The organism is Streptomyces sp. NPDC014764 (assembly GCF_043082785.1).
Lineage (GTDB): Bacteria > Actinomycetota > Actinomycetes > Streptomycetales > Streptomycetaceae > Streptomyces > Streptomyces althioticus.
The window spans coordinates 105,315-126,484 of sequence record NZ_JBIBXY010000016.1 but is presented as its reverse complement, the minus strand read 5'-3'; the positions used below and the strand labels follow the sequence as shown (position 1 = coordinate 126,484).

Here is a 21,170-nt window from a genome sequence, read left to right as displayed (position 1 = left end):
GGACGGTGACCTTCTGTCATCCTTACGGGTGATGTGCCGTCCGGCGTGGACCCCGGCGTACGCCCGCGCGTTTTCACGGAACTGCCGTGCGTGCTGGCATGCTTGACGGTGTACGCGGAGGACGCCGCGCGGACCACCCCTCCGCGGGATCCTTCGGTACGTTCGTCGCGACCGTCCGACCCGAACCAGGAGCCCGGCCACGTGACCCCCGTGAGCAGCCACGCACCGCACGGCCAGTCGCCGTTGCGCACCGTGCAGGTGCTGGGCGGCGGCAACGCCGCCAGCGGCGCGCACGTCCGCTCGCTGGCCGCCGGGCTCGTGGCACGGGGCGTGCGGGTCACGGTGTGCGCCCCCGAAGAGGCGGAGCGCGCCTACGGCTTCACCGGCGTCGGCGCGGACCACGTCCATGTGCCCCGCAGCAGCGACCCGGGGTCGGTGGCCGCGTTGCGTGCCGCCTGCTCGGGCGCCGGCCTGGTGCACGCGCACGGCCTGCACGCCTCGTTCCGCACGTCCCTGGCGCTCGGCGGACGCAGCACCCCCTTCGTCGTCACCTGGCACGACCGGGCGTACGCCGAAGGCCCCCGCGCCCACTTCCTGCGCGTGCTGGAACGGCGGGTCGTCCGCGCGGCCGGTGTGGTGCTGGGCACGACCTCCGCGCTGGTGGACCGGGCCCGCCGCAGCGGGGCGCGGGACGCCCGGCTCGCCGCGGTCTCCCTGCCCGGGCCCCGCAGCGGGCCGGCGTCCGAGGAGGCCGAGCGGCGCACCCCCAAGGTGCGGGCGGAACTCGGCGCCGTGGACCGCCCTTTGATCGTCGCCGTCGGCTCCCTGGAACGGCATCGCGGCCTCGACGTCCTGGTGGACGCCGCGCACGCCTGGCAGCGCCTCGACCCGGCGCCGCTCGTGGTGATCGCCGGAGAGGGCCCGCTGGACGCCGAACTGCGGCGCGCCGTCGAGGCGCGGGACCTGCCGGTACGGCTGCTGGGCCGCCGGGAGGACGCCTCCGACCTGATCGCCGCGGCCGACGTTGCCGTCCTGCCCAGCCGCAGGGAGGAGGCGCGGTCGACGTTCGCGCAGGAGGCGCTGCACGCGCGCGTGCCGCTCGTCGCGACCCGGGTTGGCTCCGTCCCCGAACTCGTCGGCGACGCGGCCGAACTCGTGCCGCAGGGCAACGCGCGGGCGCTCGCCGACGCCGTGCTCCGGCTCCTGGCGGACCCGGAGCACCGAGGGGCACTCGTACGGCGGGGCGTACGGCAGGCGGCGACGTGGCCGACCGAGGACCAGACGGTCGCCCAGGTGCTCAGCGTCTACGACGAGCTGACCCAGCCCCGGCCGCTGGCCTGACACCACCGTCCGCAGGCGCTGTCCGCGGGCGCGCTCACGGCACGTGCCGCCGCGCCCGCAGCGCCAGGCTCAACGTGAGCACGGTCTGCGGGTCGTCGAGGTCGGCGCCCAGCAGCTCCCCGATGCGGGCGAGCCGGTTGTACAGCGTCTGCCGGTTCAGGTGCAGCTCCCGCGCGGTCTCCGCCTTGCGTCCGGCGTGCGCCAGATACGTCTCCAGAGTCGGCAGCAGCACGGGTCGCGAGCGCCGGTCGTGGTCCAGCACCGGGCCGATCGCCCGCCGCACGAAGTCCGCCAGGTCCGGATGGTCGCGCAGCCGCCACAGCAGCAGGTCGATGTCCAGCCGCCGGGCGTCGTACCAGGGCCGCTCCGGCAGTCCCTGCGCCGCCGTCGCCGTCTCCACCGCGTGCCGCAGCGCCGTCGGCACCGCCGCCCAGTCGCCGGCCGGACCGACCACCACCACTGGCGGCCGCCCGCCAGGACGCAGCATGCCCGCGCGCTCCACCCCGGCGCGCAGCGCGGCCGCCACCCGGTCCGCGACGGACGGCCGCTCCGACTCCGCGCGCAGCGCGAGCAGCAGCGGCACCCGCCCCTCGACCGGCCGCACACCCAGCAGCACCGGCACACCGAGCGACGACAGCTCCTCGCCCACCGCCCGGGCCAGCACCGCCCAGCCACCGCCCTGCGGCGACAGCGTGTCGCCCAGCCGCATGACCACCGGCAGCAGCGGCCCCCGGCCCGGCTTGAAGCCCAGCACGCGGGCCTGGGCGGGCGCGTCCCCGGCGCCGATCCGCCCCTCGGCGAGATCGGTGAGGAAGTCGCCACGGCCGCGCGCCGCCAGTTCCTCCTCCTGGCGGGCCTGCATCAGCACCAGGGCGAGGATGCCCGCCGCCCGCTCGGCCGCCATGCGGTGCACCGGCTCGGGCGCGCTGCGCACCGGCAGCAGCACCAGCCGCGCCCGGACGCCGCCGCTGCCGGGGCCCCCGCCGGGCACGTCCACGAGGACCGTGCCGGCCGGCGGATCGTCGCGCTGCCGGTCCCGCAGCCCTTCCCACACCTGAAGCGGGTCCGCGCGCTCGGGGCCCTCGCCTGCCGCGTACAGCAGCCGGCCGTCGGTGGTCTCCAGGAACACGGGGTTGCCGGTGAACCCGGCGAGGATCTCCAGCACCTGCGGCACGCCCTCGCCGCCGAGCAGCGCCTCGGTGCAGCGCCGGTGCACCTCCTCCGCGCGCTGGAGCAGCGCGTAGTGCCCGTTGACGATCTCGGTGTGGATCTCCTCGGTGACCGTGACGAACGGCACCTCACGGTGCAGCTGCACCAGCGGCAGCCCGGCGGAGCGGGCAGCGTCCACCAGGGCGGCGGGCAGCCGGCTGAAGCGCGGGCCGAGCTCGACCACCAGGGCCGCGATGCCCCGCTCGGCCAGCGTGCGCACGAACGCCCGCTGGTCGGCCGGGCGCGTACCCAGCCCGTAGCCGGTGGTCAGCAGCAGTTCGCCGCCCTTGAGCAGGGAGGCGATGTTGGGCACCTCACCCGCGTGCACCCAGCGCACCGTGCGCCCCAGCCGGTCGGGGCAGGCGACGACCTCGGGGAGTCCGCTGCGCAGCCCGGGCAGCTCCAGGGCGCGCTGCACGGTGATGCCTGTGGGCGGGGGAGTGCCGGCGGTGCTCATGCAGCGGACGGTACCCGGGGCCGTGGCCCCGTCACACGTCCGGCCTGCGTGAACACGCCCGCGCCCCGCCTCCCGGGCCGGCCGGGAAGGCGGGGCGCGACGGTTCCGTCAGCCGCCGTACGCCCCCGACGCCGTCAGACGCAGGGCCGTGTCGATGAGCGGGACGTGGCTGAACGCCTGCGGGAAGTTGCCCACCTGGCGCTGGTTCAGCGGATCCCACTCCTCCGCCAGCAGGCCGAGGTCGTTGCGCAGCGACAGCAGCTTCTCGAACAGCTTCCGCGCCTCGTCCACGCGGCCGATCATGGCCAGGTCGTCGGCCATCCAGAACGAGCAGGCGAGGAACGCGCCCTCGTCGCCGGGCAGGCCGTCGACGCCCTCGTCCGCCCCCTCGGTCGGGTAGCGCAGGATGAACCCGTCGGAGGTGGACAGCTCCCGCTGGATCGCCTCGACGGTGCCGATCACCCTCTTGTCGTCCGGCGGCAGGAAGCCCACCTGGGGGATCAGCAGCAGGGCCGCGTCCAGCTCCTTGGAGCCGTAGGACTGGGTGAAGGTGTTGCGCTCCTTGTCGTAGCCCTTCTCGCACACGTCGCGGTGGATGTCGTCGCGGAGCTGCTTCCACTCCTCGAGCGGGCCGTCGGCGTCGCCGGATTCGATCAGCTTGATCGTGCGGTCCACGGCCACCCAGGCCATCACCTTGGAGTGCACGAAGTGGCGGCGCGGGCCGCGCACCTCCCAGATGCCCTCGTCCGGCTCCTGCCAGTGCTTCTCCAGGTAGCGGATCAGCTTCAGCTGGAGCAGCGAGGCGTAGTCGTTGCGGGCGAGACCGGTCATGTGGGCCAGGTGCAGGGCCTCGGTGACCTCGCCGTACACGTCGAGCTGGAGCTGGTGGGCCGCACCGTTGCCGACCCGGACCGGGGCGGAGTTCTCATAGCCGGGCAGCCAGTCCAGCTCGGCCTCGCCGAGTTCGCGCTCGCCGGCGATGCCGTACATGATCTGCAGGTTCTCCGGGTCGCCCGCGACCGCGCGCAGCAGCCACTCGCGCCAGGCGCGGGCCTCCTCGCGGTAGCCGGTGCGCAGCAGCGAGGACAGGGTGATCGCCGCGTCACGGAGCCACGTGTAGCGGTAGTCCCAGTTGCGGACGCCGCCGATGTCCTCCGGCAGGGAGGTGGTGGGCGCGGCGACGATGCCGCCGGTCGGGGCGTAGGTGAGGGCCTTCAGCGTGATCAGGGAGCGGATCACGGCCTCGCGGTAGGGGCCGTGGTACGTGCAGTGCTCGACCCACTCGCGCCAGAAGTCCTCGGTTGCCTCCAGGGACTGCTCGGGCTCGGGCAGTGCCGGGGGCTGCTTGTGCGAGGGCTCCCAGGAGATGGTGAACGCCACCCGCTCGCCGGGCGCCACGGTGAAGTCCGAGTACGTGGTCAGTTCCTCGCCGTAGGTCTCGGCGGTGGTGTCGAACCACACGGAGTCCGGTCCGGCCACGGCGACGGTACGGCCCTCGTGCCGGTGCACCCACGGCACCACCCGGCCGTAGGAGAAGCGCATGCGCAGCGTCGAGCGCATGGGGACCCGGCCCGACACGCCCTCCACGATGCGGATCACCTGGGGGGCGCCGTCGCGTGGGGGCATGAAATCCGTCACGCGGACCGTGCCGCGAGGGGTGTCCCACTCGGATTCCAGGATCAGTGAGTCGCCGCGGTAGCTCCGCCGGGTCGCCGCGGGCGGCTCCGCGTCCTCGGCGTGCACGGGACCCAGCCGCCAGAAGCCGTGTTCCTCGGTCCCCAGCAGCCCGGCGAAGATGGAGTGCGAGTCGAAGCGCGGCAGGCACAGCCAGTCGACCGTGCCGTCCCGGCAGACCAGCGCTGCGGTCTGCATGTCTCCGATGAGTGCGTAGTCTTCGATGCGCCCGGCCACGTGCATCTCCAGTCGAACGGCCACGTCACCCCGCGAGGGGCTGTCGCTAGTGCGGTCAAGGGGGGTATTGCAATGCGTCGTTGAGCTGTGAAGCAAAGCAGTCGCTCGGCCCTACGTGCAAAACGCCAATCCTTGCTCAACGAACTGACGAGCTCACGTTGTTCCGGAACTTACGGGCGGGGGTGGTGCCGTTCGGCCGGCCGGGCTCGGCAGCGAGTGTCCGAGCAGGATACGACGCACGTAGATGATCTGTGTGCCGCTCGCGGCAACCCGGCTCCGCCGAACGAGTGAGCCCCGGGTGAGGGTCGTGTGTGCGGTACATGCTCCGTGGTCCCGCGTGAGCGGAGCGTGGCCGTCAGCCGTTCCCCCGCGGCGCTGATACGCTGGTAGCCCGTGGACCGGTGGGCGAGAAACCCCGGAACCGCACCCACAGACCGCGACCACGGGAGCCCCCTCTTGGCCATGCCGCCCGCTGCTTTTCGAAACAGCACAGCTTCGACGACCAAGCACATCTTCGTCACCGGGGGTGTCGCCTCCTCCCTCGGCAAGGGCCTGACCGCCTCCAGCCTCGGCATGCTGCTCAAGGCCCGCGGCCTGCGCGTCGTGATGCAGAAGCTCGACCCGTACCTCAACGTCGACCCGGGCACGATGAACCCCTTCCAGCACGGTGAGGTGTTCGTCACGAACGACGGCGCCGAGACCGACCTGGACATCGGCCACTACGAGCGCTTCCTCGACCGCGACCTCGACGGCTCCGCGAACGTCACCACCGGCCAGGTCTACTCCACGGTGATCGCCAAGGAGCGGCGCGGCGAGTACCTGGGCGACACCGTGCAGGTCATCCCGCACATCACCAACGAGATCAAGCACCGCATCCGGCGCATGGCGACCGACGAGGTCGACGTCGTGATCACGGAGGTCGGCGGCACGGTCGGCGACATCGAGTCGCTGCCGTTCCTGGAGACGGTCCGCCAGGTGCGGCACGAGGTCGGCCGCGACAACGTGTTCGTGGTCCACATCTCTCTCCTTCCCTACATCGGCCCCTCCGGTGAGCTGAAGACCAAGCCGACCCAGCACTCGGTGGCGGCGCTGCGCAACATCGGCATCCAGCCCGACGCGATCGTGCTGCGCTGCGACCGCGAGGTCCCCACCGCCATCAAGCGGAAGATCTCGCTGATGTGCGACGTCGACGAGGCCGCCGTCGTCGCCTGCCCCGACGCCCGCTCGATCTACGACATCCCGAAGACCGTGCACGGCGAGGGCCTGGACGCCTACGTGGTCCGCAAGCTGGACCTGCCGTTCCGCGACGTCGACTGGACCACCTGGGACGACCTGCTGGACCGGGTGCACAACCCCGACCACGAGATCACCCTTGCCCTGGTCGGCAAGTACATCGACCTGCCGGACGCCTACCTGTCGGTCACCGAGGCGCTGCGCGCCGGCGGCTTCGCCAACAAGGCCCGCGTCAAGATCAAGTGGGTCACCTCCGACGACTGCAAGACCCCGGCGGGCGCCCAGGCGCAGCTCGGCGACGTCGACGGCATCTGCATCCCCGGCGGCTTCGGCGACCGTGGTGTGCTCGGCAAGGTCGGCGCCATCAAGTACGCCCGCGAGAACAAGATCCCGCTGCTGGGCCTCTGCCTGGGCCTGCAGTGCATCGTGATCGAGGCCGCTCGGAACCTGGCGGACATCTCCGACGCCAACTCCACCGAGTTCGACCCGGCCACCGCCCACCCGGTGATCTCCACCATGGCGGAGCAGCTCGACATCGTCGCCGGCGAGGGCGACATGGGCGGCACCATGCGGCTCGGCATGTACCCGGCCAAGCTGGCCGAGGGGTCCATCGTCCGCGAGGTCCACGACGGCAAGGAGTACGTCGAGGAGCGCCACCGGCACCGCTACGAGGTGAACAACACCTACCGCGCGGAGCTGGAGAAGAAGGCCGGCCTGGTCTTCTCCGGCACCTCGCCCGACGGCAAGCTCGTCGAGTACGTCGAGTACCCGCGTGACGTGCACCCCTACCTGGTCGCCACCCAGGCGCACCCGGAGCTCCGGTCCCGTCCGACCCGCCCGCACCCGCTCTTCGCCGGGCTGGTGAAGGCCGCGGTCGAGCGGAAGATCTCGCAGTAGCACACCCAGTTGTACGGTTGCCGGGGTGCGAACCTTCGACGGTTCGCGCCCCGGCCGCCTTTTCGCGGGCGGGCCGGGTACCACCGCTTCGGTTCGGAAGGACAGGCATGACGATCAAGGACACCCCGGAGGAGTGGGAGATCCGCGGGACGCAGACCCCCTTCGTCGGCAAGAAGACCTCCATGCGCACCGACGAGGTCGTCATGCCAGGGGGCGCCGTGGTCCACCGCGACTACCAGGTCCACCCGGGGTCCGTGGCCGTCCTCGCCCTCGACGACGCGGACCGGGCCGTGGTGCTGCGCCAGTACCGGCACCCGGTGCGCCAGAAGCTGTGGGAGATCCCGGCCGGTTTGCTCGACGTGCCCGGCGAGAACCCGCTGCACGCCGCCAGGCGCGAGCTGTACGAGGAGGCCCACGTCAAGGCGGAGGACTGGAGGGTGCTGGCCGACGTCTACACCACGCCCGGCGGCTGCGACGAGGCCGTGCGGATCTTCCTGGCCCGGGGCCTGTCCGAGGCCGAGGGCGACCGGTTCGCCGTGGAGGACGAGGAGGCCGACATGGAGCTGGCCCGGGTCCCCGTCGACGAGCTGGTGCGCGGCGTGCTCGCCGGTGACCTGCACAACAACTGCCTGGTGGTGGGCGTGCTGTCCCTGGTCGCCGCCCGCTCGGGCGACGGCCTGGACGCGCTGCGCCCGGCGGAGGCGCCGTGGCCGGCCCGCCCGTTCGAGGCGTGAGGCCGTACGGCCTCTGACGCCGGCATCCGGGGCGTGAATCCTACGATCTGTTGATCCGATCGAGGGAGTCTCGCCCACCGCGCCGCGCTCCTCACGGAACGTCGCAGAGCGTGAACTAGGCTCTGGAAAACGCCCGTACGGAGACCCGGCGGGCTTGCGCGTGCGGTGGGACGGGAGTGTGGCCCGTGACGGATCAGGCGGTGGACCCGAACGGTGTGCTGCTCCCCCAAGGGGCTCACCCGGAAGGTCGATTCCTGGGCCGTACCAGGGAGTTGAAGGAACTGCGCGCCGACATCGAGCGCGCCGGGCTCGATACCCTCTCCGGCCGCAAGGCCCCCCGCGCCCGCGTCCTGCTCATCGCGGGACGGCCCGGATCCGGCCGGTCGGCACTCGCCGAGGAACTCGTCCGCAAGGTTGCCGCCGACTACCCCGACGGCGTCCTGCGCACCCGGCTGAGCGAGCCCGACGGCACCCCCGTACCCGTCGGCCGCGCCGCCCGGGACCTGCTCGACGCGCTCGGCGAGCCCGCCCCCGCCGGCGCCCCCGAGGACCAGCTCGGCGAGGCGCTGCGCACCGCCCTCGCCGAGCGCCGCGCGGTGCTCCTGCTCGACGACGCCGCCGACGCCGAGCAGGTCGACGCCCTGCTCCCGGACAACCCCGGCTGCCTCGCCGTCGCCGTGTCGTCCGGCCCGCTCACCGGCATCGCCGACGTCCGCCCCTGCACCCTCGGCGGCCTCGACACCAAGTCCGGCGTGGAACTGCTGTCGCGGTTCACCGGCTCGGTGCGCATCACCGTCGACCCCCGGGCCGCCGAACGTCTCGCCGAGCAGTGCCAGGGCCAGCCCGCCGCGCTGGTGCTGGCCGGCGGCTGGCTCGCCGCACGTCCCAAGGCCGCCGTCGCCGACCTGGCCAAACAGCTCCACACGGACCCCGGCGCCGAACCCGTGACCGCCCGGCTGCTGCGGCTGGTGCACGACGCGCTGCCGCAGACCGCCGCCCGCACCCTGCGCCTGCTCGCCCTCGCGCCCGCCGGACTCGTCGACCCGCACACCGCCGCCGCGCTCACCGGCTGCTCGGTGGAGGCCGCCCACACCACCCTCGACGACTTCGCCGCCCACGGCCTGCTCCACTCGGTCGGCTCCTCGCTGCCGCAGTACCGGGTCCCCGGCTGTCTGCACCGTGAGCTGCTCCGGCTCGCGGAGGACCACGAGCGGCCGGCCGATCTCCAGCTCGCCCGCGCCCGCATGCTGGAGCGGACCGTACGGCTGCTCCAGTCCTGCCGCGCCATCACCGAGACCGACAGCGCCGAGGCCCGGCAGAAGGTCCTCGCGCTCCCTCGCCCCCTGCGCTTCCCCACCCCCCGCGCCGCCGCCGACTGGCTGCGCCTGCGGCGGCCCGCCCTGCTGGCCGCCGCCCGGCTCGCGGTCGCCGACGGGGAGCTGGACACCCTGGCCCGGCGGCTGATGTCCCAGCTGGTGCGGGCCATGGTCGCCCACTTCGGCACCCGCGCCGCCGCGAGCGACCTCTACGACATCCACAACCTCGTCCTCGACGTCGCCGAGCGGCGCGGGCTGCCCCGCGAGCGGGCCGCCGCCCTGCTCAACCTCGGCGATCTCGACGCCCGTACCGGCCGCACCACGGAGGCGCTGGCGCGCTACCGGGCCGCGCTCGACGCCGGACGCGAGGCGAACGACCCCTACGCAACCGGGCGCGCGATGGAATCCGTAGGCGGCGCGCACCTGGAGCTGGGGGACTACGACCGGGCGGCGGACTGGTTCGGCCGCGCCCTCGCCGAGCGCCTCGCCCGCGACGAGCGCCCCGAGGCCGCCCGGCTCTACGGCCGCATCGGCGCCGCCCACACCTACGCGGGCCGTTACGGCGAGGCGATGCGCAACTGGCGCGCGGCCGTCTCGGGGCACCGCAGGGACGGGGACGTGGCCGCGCAGGCGCGGGCGCTGAGCGAACTGGGCCGGGTGCAGGAGTACGCGGGGCGGCTGGAGGAGTCGCTGCGCACCTGCCGTGAGGCCGTGGAGTGGGCGCGGCGGGCCGAGGACACCCGGCTGCAGGCCGCGCTGCACCTGCGGCTGGCCGACTCGTACGAGCGTCTGGGCGACCCCGCGTCGGCCGCGCTGCACCGGAGTACGGCCGGGCGCATGCTGGCCGAGGAGGCCCTCGAGGACGACTCCGAGCCGGAACACGGCGCTAACGCCTGCGAAATCCGTACCGCTTCCGCTGAAGATTGATGCAATGGAAGGCTAGACAGCGGGAACACCTTCATTAGACTGGCTCTGCCGCACCATCTCCTGCGGTCTCTCCCGGTGTGCCCGTGCGTGCCCGGGTATGTGTAGTGATATCCCCGTACCGTCTGAGCCAAGGACCGTGATCGACGTGAAGGTCGGCATCCCCCGCGAGGTCAAGAACAACGAGTTCCGGGTGGCCATCACCCCCGCCGGCGTGCACGAGCTGGTGCGCCACGGCCACCAGGTCGTCATCGAGCGCGGCGCCGGTGTCGGCTCCTCGATCCCGGACGGCGAGTACATCGCCGCCGGCGGTCAGATCCTGGACACCGCCGACGAGGTCTGGGCCGCCGCCGACCTGCTGCTCAAGGTCAAGGAGCCGGTCGCGGAGGAGTACCACCGACTGCGCAAGGACCAGACGCTCTTCACCTACCTGCACCTGGCCGCCTCCAAGGAGTGCACGGACGCGCTGCTGGAGTCCGGCACCACCGCCATCGCCTACGAGACCGTCGAGCTGCCCAGCCGCGCGCTGCCGCTGCTCGCCCCGATGTCCGAGGTCGCGGGCCGCCTCTCCACCCAGGTCGGCGCCTACCACCTGATGCGCGCCCACGGCGGCCGCGGCGTGCTGCCCGGTGGCGTCCCCGGGGTGCTGGCCGGCCGCGCGGTCGTCATCGGCGCCGGGGTCTCCGGCTGGAACGCCGCGCAGATCGCCATCGGCATGGGCTTCCACGTGACCCTGCTCGACAAGGACATCAACAAGCTCAAGGAGGCCGACAAGGTCTTCGGCACGCGCATCCAGACCGTCGTCTCCAACGCCTTCGAGCTGGAGAAGGCCTGCCTGGAGGCCGACCTCGTGATCGGCGCCGTGCTGGTTCCCGGCGCCAAGGCGCCGAAGCTGGTCACCAACGAGCTGGTCTCCCGGATGAAGGCCGGAAGTGTCCTTGTCGACATCGCGATCGACCAGGGCGGCTGCTTCGAGGACTCCCTTCCGACCACGCACGCCGAGCCGACCTTCAAGGTCCACGAGTCGGTCTTCTACTGCGTCGCCAACATGCCCGGCGCGGTGCCCAACACCTCGACGTACGCGCTCACCAACGCGACGCTGCCGTACATCGTCGAACTCGCCAACCGCGGCTGGGTGGAGGCGCTGCGCCGCGACCCGGCGCTCGCCAAGGGTCTCAACACCCATGACGGCAAGGTCGTTTACCGCGAGGTCGCCGAGGCGCACGGTCTCGAGCACGTGGAGCTCGCCTCGCTGCTCGGCTGACCCGCGCACGGCGTTAAGTCGACCAAGTCACGGACCCGCAAAGGCGATACGTCAACACCGGACGTCAACGCCTCGCACCAGGCCGGACCTTGCGTGCCAAGGTCCGGCCGGATGTGTGTATGGTCACGTCCTGGTTCGGGGACAACTCGCCTCGAACGTAACTGTTCTACCGATTCGTACACCCGTGAATCCTGCCGTGCGACGGCTGTACGCCCTTGACAGAGGGGTGTTTCATTACCGACACATCGTGCCGGGTCCGGCGGATTGTGTTGCTGCGGACGGCCGACACGCCATAGAGTCGCCAACCGTCGGCATGGTGCCACGCTGACCTGTCTAGAAGTTTCCTGGTCACCAAGGAGGTAAGACGACTTGTGAATGAGTCGACATTTACTCCCGGGGGTGGTCAACCAGGAATGCCTGCGCCGGGCCAGGGGTCCGCGGGATTCGCTGCTGTCGGCTCCGTCGCTGTGCGCACCTTCGCAGCCCACCAGAGTCACGCAACTCCAGGAGTGACTCACCCAGCACACCAGAGCATGGATGGCCATCACGTGAACGCCATGGCCGGCGACGGAAGTGGCGCGCCCCACAACCATTTCGCCGACTACGACGAACTGCCCGAGGGGCACTTCTACGACCCCGACGCCGAGTACGAGCCCGATCCGGAGTACGCGGCCACGCTCGCTCCCGACGCGGCACGCCAGCGCCGTGAGCGCATCGGTCCGACCGGTCGCCCGCTGCCGTACTTCCCGATCCCGGGTCCCCTGACCGACCACGGACCCGCGAAGATCATCGCGATGTGCAACCAGAAGGGCGGCGTCGGGAAGACCACGTCGACCATCAACCTGGGTGCCGCGCTCGCGGAGTACGGACGCCGGGTGCTGCTCGTCGACTTCGACCCGCAGGGCGCGCTGTCGGTCGGACTCGGCGTCAACCCGATGGAACTCGACCTCACCGTCTACAACCTGCTCATGGAGCGGGGCATGGCGGCCGACGAGGTGCTGCTGAAGACCGCGGTCCCCAACATGGACCTGCTGCCCAGCAACATCGACCTGTCGGCGGCCGAGGTCCAGCTGGTGAGCGAGGTCGCGCGCGAGTCGACGCTGCAGCGGGCGCTGAAGCCGCTGATGGACGACTACGACTACATCGTCATCGACTGCCAGCCCTCGCTCGGCCTGCTCACGGTCAACGCGCTCACCGCGGCGCACAAGGTGATCGTGCCGCTGGAGTGCGAGTTCTTCGCGCTGCGCGGCGTGGCCCTGCTGACCGAGACCATCGAGAAGGTCCAGGAGCGGCTCAACCCGGAGCTGGAGCTCGACGGCATCCTCGCCACCATGTACGACTCGCGCACGGTGCACAGCCGTGAGGTGCTCGCGCGGGTGGTCGAGGCGTTCGACGACCACGTCTACCACACGGTCATCGGACGCACGGTCCGCTTCCCGGAGACCACGGTCGCCGGCGAGCCGATCACCACGTACGCGTCCAACTCCGTCGGTGCCGCCGCTTACCGCCAGCTCGCCAGGGAGGTGCTCGCCCGGTGTCACGCCGAGTGAGTCTGCCGGGGGCCGACGAACTCTTCCGTACGACAGGGGGGATGGCGCTGCAGGCGTCCACCCCCAGGCGCGGCGGCGACGCCCGGGTCCCCGCTCCCGCGGGGGAGGGTGACGCGGCCGCGGCCGCCGCCCACGAGGACGCGCCGCAGTCGGTGCCCGTGCAGGGCGGCGACGGCCAGGGCGCGGAGCACGCCGCGGCGGACGTGGAGCCCGCCGAGGCCGGCGAGTCCCGCAGCCGGGGCGCCGCGGGCGCCGGACGGCGCGCGGCGGCGGCCGGCGACGGCGCGGCCGCCGCGCCCCCGCGCAAGCGGGGACGGCCCGCGGCACGGCGGCCCAGCGGCCGCGAGCGGCACGACGAGAAGATCACCGTGTACGTCTCCGCCGAGGAACTGATGGACCTCGAGCACGCGCGTCTGGTCCTGCGCGGTGAGCACGGTCTCGCCGTCGACCGCGGGCGCATCGTCCGCGAGGCGGTCGCCGTGGTCCTCGCGGACCTGGAGAGCCGGGGGGACGCCAGCATCCTCGTACGACGCCTGCGGGGACGGTAGCGGTAGCCTGCGGGGGCCATGACCTCGAACGACCCAGCCGCCCCCGCGCCTCGCCGCCGCCCCCTGGGCCGCGGTCCGGCCGCCTCCGCGGACGCGGTACCCGCCGCCCCGGACGGGTCGGGGACGCAGCCCGAGCGGGCTGCGTCCGCGGACGCGTCGCCGACGGTCCCGCCGGGTGCGCCGACCGACGACCGGCGGACGCCAGGCGAGGCGGCTGAGCGCCCCGGTGGCGCGGCTGTGTCTGGTGGCGCGGCTGCGTCTGTGGGCGGGGGTGCGTCACATCCGTCTGCGGCTGCCGACGTGATTTCCGTCGGAGAGGGTGCCCCTGGAGGAGTGGGAGACGTGGCCGCGGCGTCGGCGGCACCGCCCGGTGCACGGCGGGAGTCCGGCGCCGGTGTCGCGCCGTCCGTCGCGCAGGCGTCCGACGCCGCCGTGCGGGTGCCGGCGGGTGCCGGTGTGTCCGGCGGTGCCGGTGAGGCGAGGGCCGGCGGCTCCGGGGACGGGGCGTCCGACCTCGAGGGTGAGCCCGACGACGGGCGGTTCAAGGTTCGGCTGGCCAACTTCGAGGGGCCGTTCGATCTGCTCCTGCAGCTGATCGCCAAGCACAAGCTGGACGTCACCGAGGTCGCCCTGTCCAAGGTGACCGACGAGTTCATGGCGTACATCAGGGCGCTGGGGTCCGACTGGGACCTGGACGAGACGACCGAGTTCCTCGTGGTCGCCGCCACCCTGCTCGACCTCAAGGCGGCCCGGCTGCTGCCCGCCGCCGAGGTGGAGGACGAGGCCGACCTCGCCCTGCTGGAGGCCCGCGACCTGCTGTTCGCGCGGCTGCTGCAGTACCGCGCGTACAAGCAGATCGCCGACATCTTCAGCCGCAGGCTGGACGACGAGGCGCGCCGGTTCCCCCGTACCGTCGGGTTGGAGCCGCACCACGCCGAGCTGCTGCCGGACGTGGTCATCAGCATCGGGCCCGAGGGGTTCGCCAAGCTGGCGGTCAAGGCGATGCAGCCCAAGCCCAAGCCGCAGGTGTACGTCGACCACATCCACGCGCCGCTGGTCAGCGTGCAGGAGCAGGCCGGGATCGTCGTCGCGCGGCTCAAGGAGCTGGGCGAGGCCAGCTTCCGGGCGCTGGTCGAGGACACCGAGGACACCCTGACCGTCGTGGTCCGCTTCCTCGCCCTGCTGGAGCTGTACCGGGAGAAGGCCGTGACCCTCGACCAGGAGAGCGCGCTGGGCGAGCTGACCGTGCGCTGGACGGGCGGCGACGAGGACGTTGCGGCGGCGGTGACGGACGAGTTCGACCGGCCGCCCGAGCTGCCCCAGGAGGAGAAGACACCGTGAGCGAGGACACCGGCGGCGTCGCGGAGCTCGACCTGAAGCCGGCCCTGGAGGCCGTGCTGATGGTCGTGGACGAGCCCGCGACCGAGGAGCACCTGGCGAAGATACTGGAGCGGCCGAAGCGGCAGGTCGCCGACGCCCTGCGGGAGCTGGCCGACGAGTACACCGTCCAGGGCCGCGGCTTCGAGCTGCGCCGGGTCGCCGGCGGCTGGCGTTACTACACCCGCCCCGAGTACGCCGCGGCCGTCGAGGGCTTCGTCCTGGACGGCCAGCAGGCCCGGCTCACCCAGGCCGCCCTGGAGACCCTCGCGGTGGTCGCCTACCGGCAGCCGGTCAGCCGCAGCAGGGTCTCGGCGGTGCGCGGAGTCAACTGCGACGGCGTGATGCGCACCCTCCTCCAGCGGGGTCTGATCGAGGAGGCGGGCACGGAACCCGAAACAGGTGCGATCCTGTACACGACGACGAACTACTTCCTGGAGCGGATGGGCCTGCGCGGTCTGGACGAGCTCCCGGAGCTCGCGCCCTTCCTCCCGGAGGCGGAGGCGATCGAGGCCGAGACACTGGAAGGAGTCCCGTCGTTCGATCCGGACGCCCCGGATTCCGAGGACGCAGACGACAAGACGGAACTTTGATGCGAAGCAGCAGCGGCAGGAACAGCAGCGGAAACAACGGCGGGAGCCGTGGTGGCAACAGCGGCGGCCGCGGCGGGAGCGGCGGTGGCCGCGGTAATCACCGCGGCGCCGGCAACAACCGTGACGACCGGCAGGGCGGTCGTCCGAAGAAGCCGCGCCCGGAGGAGCGGCGCTACGACGTGGGCCCCGGCGCCTCCCAGGAGGGACCCAAGTCGGGCCGTGGGCCCGGCGCGCGCGGCGGCGCCAAGGGCGGGCCGAAGAAGCCCCTGCAGCGGGGCCGCTCGGTCCCGGCGACGTCCCGCGAGTACGAGGCGCGGGCCGAGGAGCGCAACCGGGAGCGGTACGCGGGCAGGAAGGACGTCAAGCTGCCCAAGACCTTCCCGGGTGCCGAGCAGGAGGGCGAGCGGCTGCAGAAGGTGCTCGCGCGGGCCGGCTACGGCTCCCGGCGGGCCTGCGAGGAGCTGATCGAGCAGGCGCGCGTCGAGGTCAACGGCGAGATCGTGCTGGAGCAGGGCAAGCGCGTCGACCCGGAGAAGGACGAGGTCAAGGTCGACGGTCTGACCGTGGCCACGCAGTCGTACCAGTTCTTCTCGCTGAACAAGCCCGCCGGGGTCGTGTCCACGATGGAGGACCCGGACGGCCGCCAGTGCCTCGGCGACTACGTCACCAACCGGGAGACCCGGCTCTTCCACGTCGGCCGGCTCGACACCGAGACCGAGGGCGTCATCCTGCTCACCAACCACGGCGAGCTGGCGCACCGCCTGACCCACCCGCGGTACGGCGTGAAGAAGACCTACCTCGCGCACATCGTCGGGCCGATCCCGCGCGACCTCGGCAAGCGGCTCAAGGACGGCATCCAGCTCGAGGACGGGTACGCGCGCGCCGACCACTTCCGGGTGGTGGAGCAGACCGGCAAGAACTACCTCGTCGAGGTGACCCTGCACGAGGGCCGCAAGCACATCGTGCGCCGCATGCTCGCGGAGGCCGGCTTCCCGGTCGACAAGCTGGTGCGCACGGGCTTCGGTCCGATCACCCTGGGCGACCAGAAGTCGGGCTGGCTGCGGCGGCTGTCGAACACCGAGGTCGGGATGCTGATGCAGGAGGTCGACCTCTAAGGGCTTGTGTGGCCGCACCTCCACCCCCTTTAATAGTCACACCGACTATTAAAGGGGGTGGAGGTCGTCGTGGACGGCTACGACAAGCACGCCTTCGAGCCCTTCGCCGTGACCGTCGACCTCGCCGTGTTCACGATCCGCGAGGCCGCGCTGCACGTCCTGCTCGTCGAACGCGGCCAGGAGCCGTACGCCGGCCGCTGGGCGCTGCCCGGGGGCTTCCTGCGGCCCGACGAGTCCGCGGAGCGCGCCGCCCGGCGCGAACTGGGCGAGGAGACCGGCCTGACCGACGTCACCGGCCTGCACCTGGAGCAGCTGCGCACCTACAGCGAGCCTGACCGGGACCCCCGCATGCGCGTGGTGTCCGTCGCCTTCGCCGCGCTGCTGCCCGACGCCCCCGAGGCCCACGGCGGCGGCGACGCGGCCCAGGCCCGCTGGACCCCGTACGAGGCGGCGCGGGACCTCGCCTTCGACCACGACCGGATCCTCGCCGAGGCGCGGGACCGGATCGGCGCCAAGCTCGAGTACACCGGCCTCGCCACCGCCTTCTGCCCGCCGGAGTTCACCCTCGGCGAGCTCCAGCAGGTCTACGAGACCGTCTGGGGCACGGTCCTGGACCGCCCCAACTTCCGGCGCAAGGTCCTCGCCACCCCCGGCTTCGTCGAAGCCGTCCCCGGCGCAGCGCGCCTCACCGGCGGCCGGGGCAAGCCCGCCGCGCTGTACCGCGCGGGCTCCGCCGCCGCCCTCCACCCGCCGCTGCTCCGGCCCACCCCGGAAGGACGTCCCGCATGACCACGACCGCCGTCACCAAGCGCGCCGCGACCGGAGCGCTCACCGGACTCGCCCTCGGGGACGCACTGGGCTTCCCCACCGAGTTCAAGGACGTTCCCTCGATCCTCGCCACGTACGGGGACTGGCGTTCCCTGGAGCTGCCGAAGCCGGCGATCGTCACCGACGACACGCAGATGACCCTCGCCCTCGGACGCGGTCTGCGCACCGCCATGGTCCGCGGGACACTCGGCCCGAAGCGCCTGGAACGGCCGGTGCGCGAGGAGTTCGTGGAGTGGTGGCGCTCCCCGGAGAACAACCGCGCCCCCGGCAACACCTGCCTGCGCGCCTGCCACCTGCTGTCCCGCGACGACCGGCCCTGGCAGGACGCCAGCCAGATCCACTCCAAGGGCTGCGGGGCCAACATGCGCGTCGCCCCCCTCGGCCTGGCTCCCGGCCTCACCGACGAGCAGCGCGCCGGCGCCGCCCAGTTGCAGTCCGCCCTCACCCACGGGCACCCCACCGCGCTGGCCGCCTCCGACCTCACCGCACACGCCGTACGGCTGCTCGCCGAGGGCGCCGAACCGACCGGCCTGATCGGCCTGCTCCGCTCCTACGCGTACGAGAACCGCACCCGCTACCACGCCTTCTGGCTCGGCGACCTGTGGACCCGCGCCGGGGACGCCTCCCCCGAACAGTTCATCGCGCGCGGCTGGGACGAGTGCCTGGAGATCCTGGGCCGCCTCCAGGAGGCCGTACGGACCGCCTCGCCGGAGACCGACCCGTGCAGGGCCACCGGCGAGGGCTGGATCGCCGAGGAGGCCCTGGCGACCGGCCTGCTCTGCTTCCTCCTCTTCGTCGACGAGCCGGTGACGGCCCTGCGCCGCGCCGCCTGCACCTCCGGCGACTCCGACTCCATCGCCTGCCTCGCAGGCGCCTTCGCGGGCGCCTGCCTGGGCGCGGACGCCTGGCCCGCCGACTGGGCCGACCGCATCGAGTACCGCGACGAACTGCTGGCCCTCGGCTCGCTCTGGGACGCCCGCCCGTAGCCGGTCACGCCGCCCGGAGGGCCGAGGCGCGGCGGGTGCGGACGAGGAAGTCCTCCACCCGCCGCCGGTCCGGCTCCTCCGGGAGCGGGCTGTGCGCCGCCGCCTCCTCGGCCTCGGCGGTCAGGCGGTTCATGCGGGTCTCCACCTCGGCCCACGGCACCTCGCCGCGCTTCACCTCCAGCAGCTCCTCGCGCCGGTCGCCCACGTCGACCGTGAGGACGCCCGTGTGCAGCAGGTCGCAGGCGCTCGTCAGGAGGCGGAGCAGGTGCATGGCGTGCTTCCAGCGCGGGGCGCCGTGGGCGCGGACGTCGGCGTCCAGCTTGCGGCGTTGGCCGTGGGCGTACCGGACGAACGTCTCGTGCACCTTGCGGGAGAGGAACGCGTCGCTCAGCGCCAGCAGCTCGCGGCCGGTGGCGTCGGCGTCCTCCACCAGCGGGGAGTGCAGGCACTCCAGGACGTTGGGGTTGCCGCGCAGCGCCAGCTCGCAGAAGCGCTCCAGCTCCCAGCTGAACTGCTCCTCCGCCGGCCCCTCCACGTGCGTCGGCGGCTTCTCGAAACGCCAGAACAGGGGAGTTGGCGCCAGGAACACGCCCCGGCGGTCGGTGTCGCTGTCCTCCGTGGCCAGACCGAAGGCGCGCGAGCCCATGACGCAGGCGTAGATCGTGTGGTCCGTCACCAGGCTCTCGGGGCGCATGCCCGGGAGCGTACGCGGCCGATCACGCCCGGCGAACCGTATTTCCGTCCACCGTGATCCGCTCCTCGGGCAGCGGCCGGGTCGCCGGACCCCGCTCCACCGAGCCGTCGGCGATACGGAAGCGGCTGCCGTGGCAGGGGCAGTTGATCGTGCCGTCCGCGACCTCGGAGACCAGGCACCTCTGGTGCGTGCAGATCGCCGAGAACGCTTTGAACTCGCCCTCCTCGGGCTGGGTGACCACGATCTCCTCCGCCCCGAGGATCCTGCCCCCGCCCACCGGGACGTCCGCGACCGGCAGCAGCTCCTGCCCGGGCGATCCCGCCCCTTCCGCCGTGTCCGAGGGCGTGCCGGTCCCGCCGTCCTCCGAACCGCAGCCCACGGTCAGCGCCACCGCTCCCGGTACGAGCAGGACGGTGCGCCGCGTCGCCCGTGTGGTCATCTCGTCACTCCCTGGATCGCCGTCGCCGCATCCTGACACCGATAACGGCACAGAGGAAGCAATACCGGCGAAACGTCACCCTGGGCGCATACCGGCCGTCTCAGCGGACGGGCGTCCGGCGCCGGTCCGGCCCGCGGCTGACTACGCTGGACGACCGAACAGCCTTTACGCACGTGAGCGAGGAGCATCGTCGTGGCGGTACGCGCGGTCCGGGGGGCCGTCCAGTTGGATCGGGACGAGGCCGGACACATGGAGGAGCAGGTGGGAGCCCTGCTCACCGCGGTGCTGGAGCGCAACGGACTGCACACGGACGACCTGATCAGCATCTGGTTCACGGCCACGCCCGACCTGCACTGCGACTTCCCGGCCGCCGCCGCCCGCAAGCTGGGCATCGTCGACGTGCCCCTCATCTGTGCGCAGGAACTCGACATCGAGGGTGCCATGCCCCGCGTCGTCCGCATCCTCGCCCACATCGAGTCCGACCGGCCCCGCGCCGACATCAACCACGTCTACCTCGGCGCCGCGGCCGCCCTCCGCAAGGACATCGCCCAGTGAGAACCGCCCTCGTCATCGGCACCGGACTGATCGGCACGTCCGCCGCACTCGCCCTGTCCCAGCGGGGCGTCGCCGTCCACCTCGCCGACCACGACCCCGAGCAGGCCCGCACCGCCGCCGCCCTCGGCGCCGGCACCGACGAGACGCCCGACGGGCCCGTGGACCTCGCCGTCGTCGCCGCCCCGCCCGCGCACGTCGCCGACGTGCTCGCCGACGCGATGCGGCGCGGCGTCGCCCGCGGCTACATCGACGTCGCCAGCGTCAAGGGCGGCCCCCGCCGCGAACTCCTGGCGCGCGGACTCGACCTCACCCCCTACATCGGCACCCACCCCATGTCCGGGCGGGAGAAGTCCGGCCCGCTGGCCGCCACCGGCGACCTCTTCGAGGGCCGCCCCTGGGTGCTCACCCCCACCCGTGACACCGACACCGAGGTCCTCAACCTCGCCCTGGAACTGGTGTCGCACTGCCGTGCCGTGCCGGTCGTCATGGACGCCGACGCCCACGACCGCGCCGTGGCCCTCGTCTCCCACATGCCGCACCTGGTCTCCAGCATGGTCGCCGCCCGCCTGGAGCACGCCGACGAGGCCGCCGTACGGCTGTGCGGGCAGGGCATCCGGGACGTGACCCGCATCGCCGCCTCCGACCCGCGGATGTGGATCGACATCCTCTCCGCCAACCCCGGACCCGTCGCCGACCTGCTCACCGACGTCGCCGCCGACCTGGAGGAGACCGTCCGCGCCCTGCGCGCCCTGGAGTCCTCCGACGAGCACAAGCGCCACGAGGGCGCCACCGGCATCGAGGACATGCTGCGCCGCGGCAACGCCGGCCAGGTCCGCGTCCCCGGCAAGCACGGCTCCGCCCCGCGCGTCTACGACACCGTCGCCGTGCTCATCGACGACCAGCCGGGCCAGCTCGCCCGCATCTTCGCCGACGCCGAGCGCGCCGGGGTCAACATCGAGGACGTCCGCATCGAGCACGCCACCGGACAGCAGGCCGGCCTCATCCAGCTCATGGTCGAGCCCAAGGCCGCCCCGGTCCTCACGGCCGCGCTGCGGGAGCGGGGCTGGGCGATCCGGCAGTGACCCCCGTCTCCCCGCCCGCCCCCGCGGGCGGGGAGCACGTCCGCATGTCGGAGGGGTTCCCGGGAGCCAGTAATCTGGTGCGGGGCGTTTCCACGCCCCGCACACCCCACCCCAGCG

19 protein-coding genes are annotated in these 21,170 nt (G+C 72.7%); 15 read left to right on the top strand and 4 right to left on the bottom strand.

What is annotated here, in order from left to right; all coding sequences use genetic code 11:
- The first annotated feature begins 201 nt into the window (after window positions 1–201).
- On the top strand, window positions 202–1,341 hold the full coding sequence (locus ACF1AG_RS28400) for a glycosyltransferase family 4 protein (RefSeq protein ID WP_359606664.1): 1,140 nt from the start codon (window positions 202–204) through the stop codon (window positions 1,339–1,341).
- A gap of 34 nt (window positions 1,342–1,375) precedes the next feature.
- On the opposite strand, the gene ACF1AG_RS28395 is transcribed toward ACF1AG_RS28400, so the two are convergent.
- Complete coding sequence (locus ACF1AG_RS28395) at window positions 1,376–3,007, bottom strand: PucR family transcriptional regulator (protein ID WP_359606662.1); 1,632 nt, start codon at window positions 3,005–3,007, stop codon at window positions 1,376–1,378.
- Between the two features lie 108 nt (window positions 3,008–3,115).
- Window positions 3,116–4,918 carry a glycoside hydrolase family 15 protein gene (locus tag ACF1AG_RS28390; protein ID WP_359607832.1) on the bottom strand — a complete coding sequence of 601 codons (1,803 nt, stop codon included), beginning with the start codon at window positions 4,916–4,918 and terminating at the stop codon, window positions 3,116–3,118.
- A 462-nt stretch (window positions 4,919–5,380) separates the two neighbouring features.
- On the opposite strand from ACF1AG_RS28390, the gene ACF1AG_RS28385 reads away from it, so the two are divergent.
- From ACF1AG_RS28385 to ACF1AG_RS28330, 12 genes are all read left to right on the top strand, one after another.
- A complete protein-coding gene (locus ACF1AG_RS28385) occupies window positions 5,381–7,048 on the top strand; it encodes a CTP synthase (RefSeq protein WP_359607830.1) in 1,668 nt (555 codons plus the stop codon).
- A gap of 107 nt (window positions 7,049–7,155) precedes the next feature.
- Window positions 7,156–7,782, top strand: a complete 627-nt coding sequence (locus ACF1AG_RS28380; protein WP_359607828.1) for an NUDIX hydrolase — start codon at window positions 7,156–7,158, stop codon at window positions 7,780–7,782.
- Between the two features lie 185 nt (window positions 7,783–7,967).
- Window positions 7,968–10,025, top strand: coding sequence for a tetratricopeptide repeat protein (locus tag ACF1AG_RS28375; RefSeq protein WP_387796567.1), 2,058 nt, complete (start codon window positions 7,968–7,970; stop codon window positions 10,023–10,025).
- 136 nt (window positions 10,026–10,161) lie between these two features.
- A complete protein-coding gene (ald, locus tag ACF1AG_RS28370; RefSeq protein ID WP_391810599.1) occupies window positions 10,162–11,286 on the top strand; it encodes an alanine dehydrogenase in 1,125 nt (374 codons plus the stop codon).
- 413 nt (window positions 11,287–11,699) lie between these two features.
- A complete protein-coding gene (locus tag ACF1AG_RS28365; protein ID WP_078492773.1) occupies window positions 11,700–12,836 on the top strand; it encodes a ParA family protein in 1,137 nt (378 codons plus the stop codon).
- 41 nt (window positions 12,837–12,877) lie between these two features.
- Window positions 12,878–13,384, top strand: coding sequence for a hypothetical protein (locus ACF1AG_RS28360; RefSeq protein WP_387796569.1), 507 nt, complete (start codon window positions 12,878–12,880; stop codon window positions 13,382–13,384).
- A 175-nt stretch (window positions 13,385–13,559) separates the two neighbouring features.
- The gene (locus tag ACF1AG_RS28355) at window positions 13,560–13,688 is read left to right on the top strand and encodes a hypothetical protein (RefSeq protein ID WP_391810598.1); all 129 of its coding nucleotides are present in this window, start codon (window positions 13,560–13,562) and stop codon (window positions 13,686–13,688) included.
- A 38-nt stretch (window positions 13,689–13,726) separates the two neighbouring features.
- Complete coding sequence (locus tag ACF1AG_RS28350) at window positions 13,727–14,725, top strand: segregation and condensation protein A (RefSeq protein ID WP_391810597.1); 999 nt, start codon at window positions 13,727–13,729, stop codon at window positions 14,723–14,725.
- A 59-nt stretch (window positions 14,726–14,784) separates the two neighbouring features.
- On the top strand, window positions 14,785–15,354 hold the full coding sequence (gene scpB / locus ACF1AG_RS28345; RefSeq protein WP_359604786.1) for an SMC-Scp complex subunit ScpB: 570 nt from the start codon (window positions 14,785–14,787) through the stop codon (window positions 15,352–15,354).
- Window positions 15,354–16,469: a pseudouridine synthase gene (locus ACF1AG_RS28340; RefSeq protein WP_359604754.1), complete on the top strand. Its 1,116-nt coding sequence runs from the start codon at window positions 15,354–15,356 to the stop codon at window positions 16,467–16,469. The genes scpB and ACF1AG_RS28340 overlap by 1 nt, the downstream gene beginning before the upstream one ends.
- Before the next feature lie 57 nt (window positions 16,470–16,526).
- Window positions 16,527–17,258: an NUDIX domain-containing protein gene (locus tag ACF1AG_RS28335; protein WP_359604755.1), complete on the top strand. Its 732-nt coding sequence runs from the start codon at window positions 16,527–16,529 to the stop codon at window positions 17,256–17,258.
- Window positions 17,255–18,283, top strand: coding sequence for an ADP-ribosylglycohydrolase family protein (locus ACF1AG_RS28330; RefSeq protein ID WP_359604756.1), 1,029 nt, complete (start codon window positions 17,255–17,257; stop codon window positions 18,281–18,283). The genes ACF1AG_RS28335 and ACF1AG_RS28330 overlap by 4 nt, the downstream gene beginning before the upstream one ends.
- Window positions 18,284–18,287: 4 nt before the next feature.
- Here the strand turns inward: ACF1AG_RS28330 and ACF1AG_RS28325 are convergent, their stop codons facing one another.
- Window positions 18,288–18,977, bottom strand: coding sequence for a DNA polymerase beta superfamily protein (locus ACF1AG_RS28325; protein ID WP_359604758.1), 690 nt, complete (start codon window positions 18,975–18,977; stop codon window positions 18,288–18,290).
- A 22-nt stretch (window positions 18,978–18,999) separates the two neighbouring features.
- Window positions 19,000–19,416 (bottom strand): Rieske (2Fe-2S) protein, encoded by a 417-nt coding sequence (locus tag ACF1AG_RS28320; protein WP_359750566.1) that lies wholly within the window; start codon window positions 19,414–19,416, stop codon window positions 19,000–19,002.
- Window positions 19,417–19,608: 192 nt separating this feature from the next.
- Between ACF1AG_RS28320 and aroH the strand changes: the two genes are divergently transcribed.
- Both aroH and ACF1AG_RS28310 read left to right on the top strand, forming a co-directional pair.
- Window positions 19,609–19,971, top strand: coding sequence for a chorismate mutase (gene aroH / locus ACF1AG_RS28315; protein ID WP_359604761.1), 363 nt, complete (start codon window positions 19,609–19,611; stop codon window positions 19,969–19,971).
- On the top strand, window positions 19,968–21,053 hold the full coding sequence (locus ACF1AG_RS28310; RefSeq protein WP_359604763.1) for a prephenate dehydrogenase: 1,086 nt from the start codon (window positions 19,968–19,970) through the stop codon (window positions 21,051–21,053). Before aroH ends, ACF1AG_RS28310 begins: the two co-directional genes overlap by 4 nt.
- Window positions 21,054–21,170: the final 117 nt, after the last annotated feature.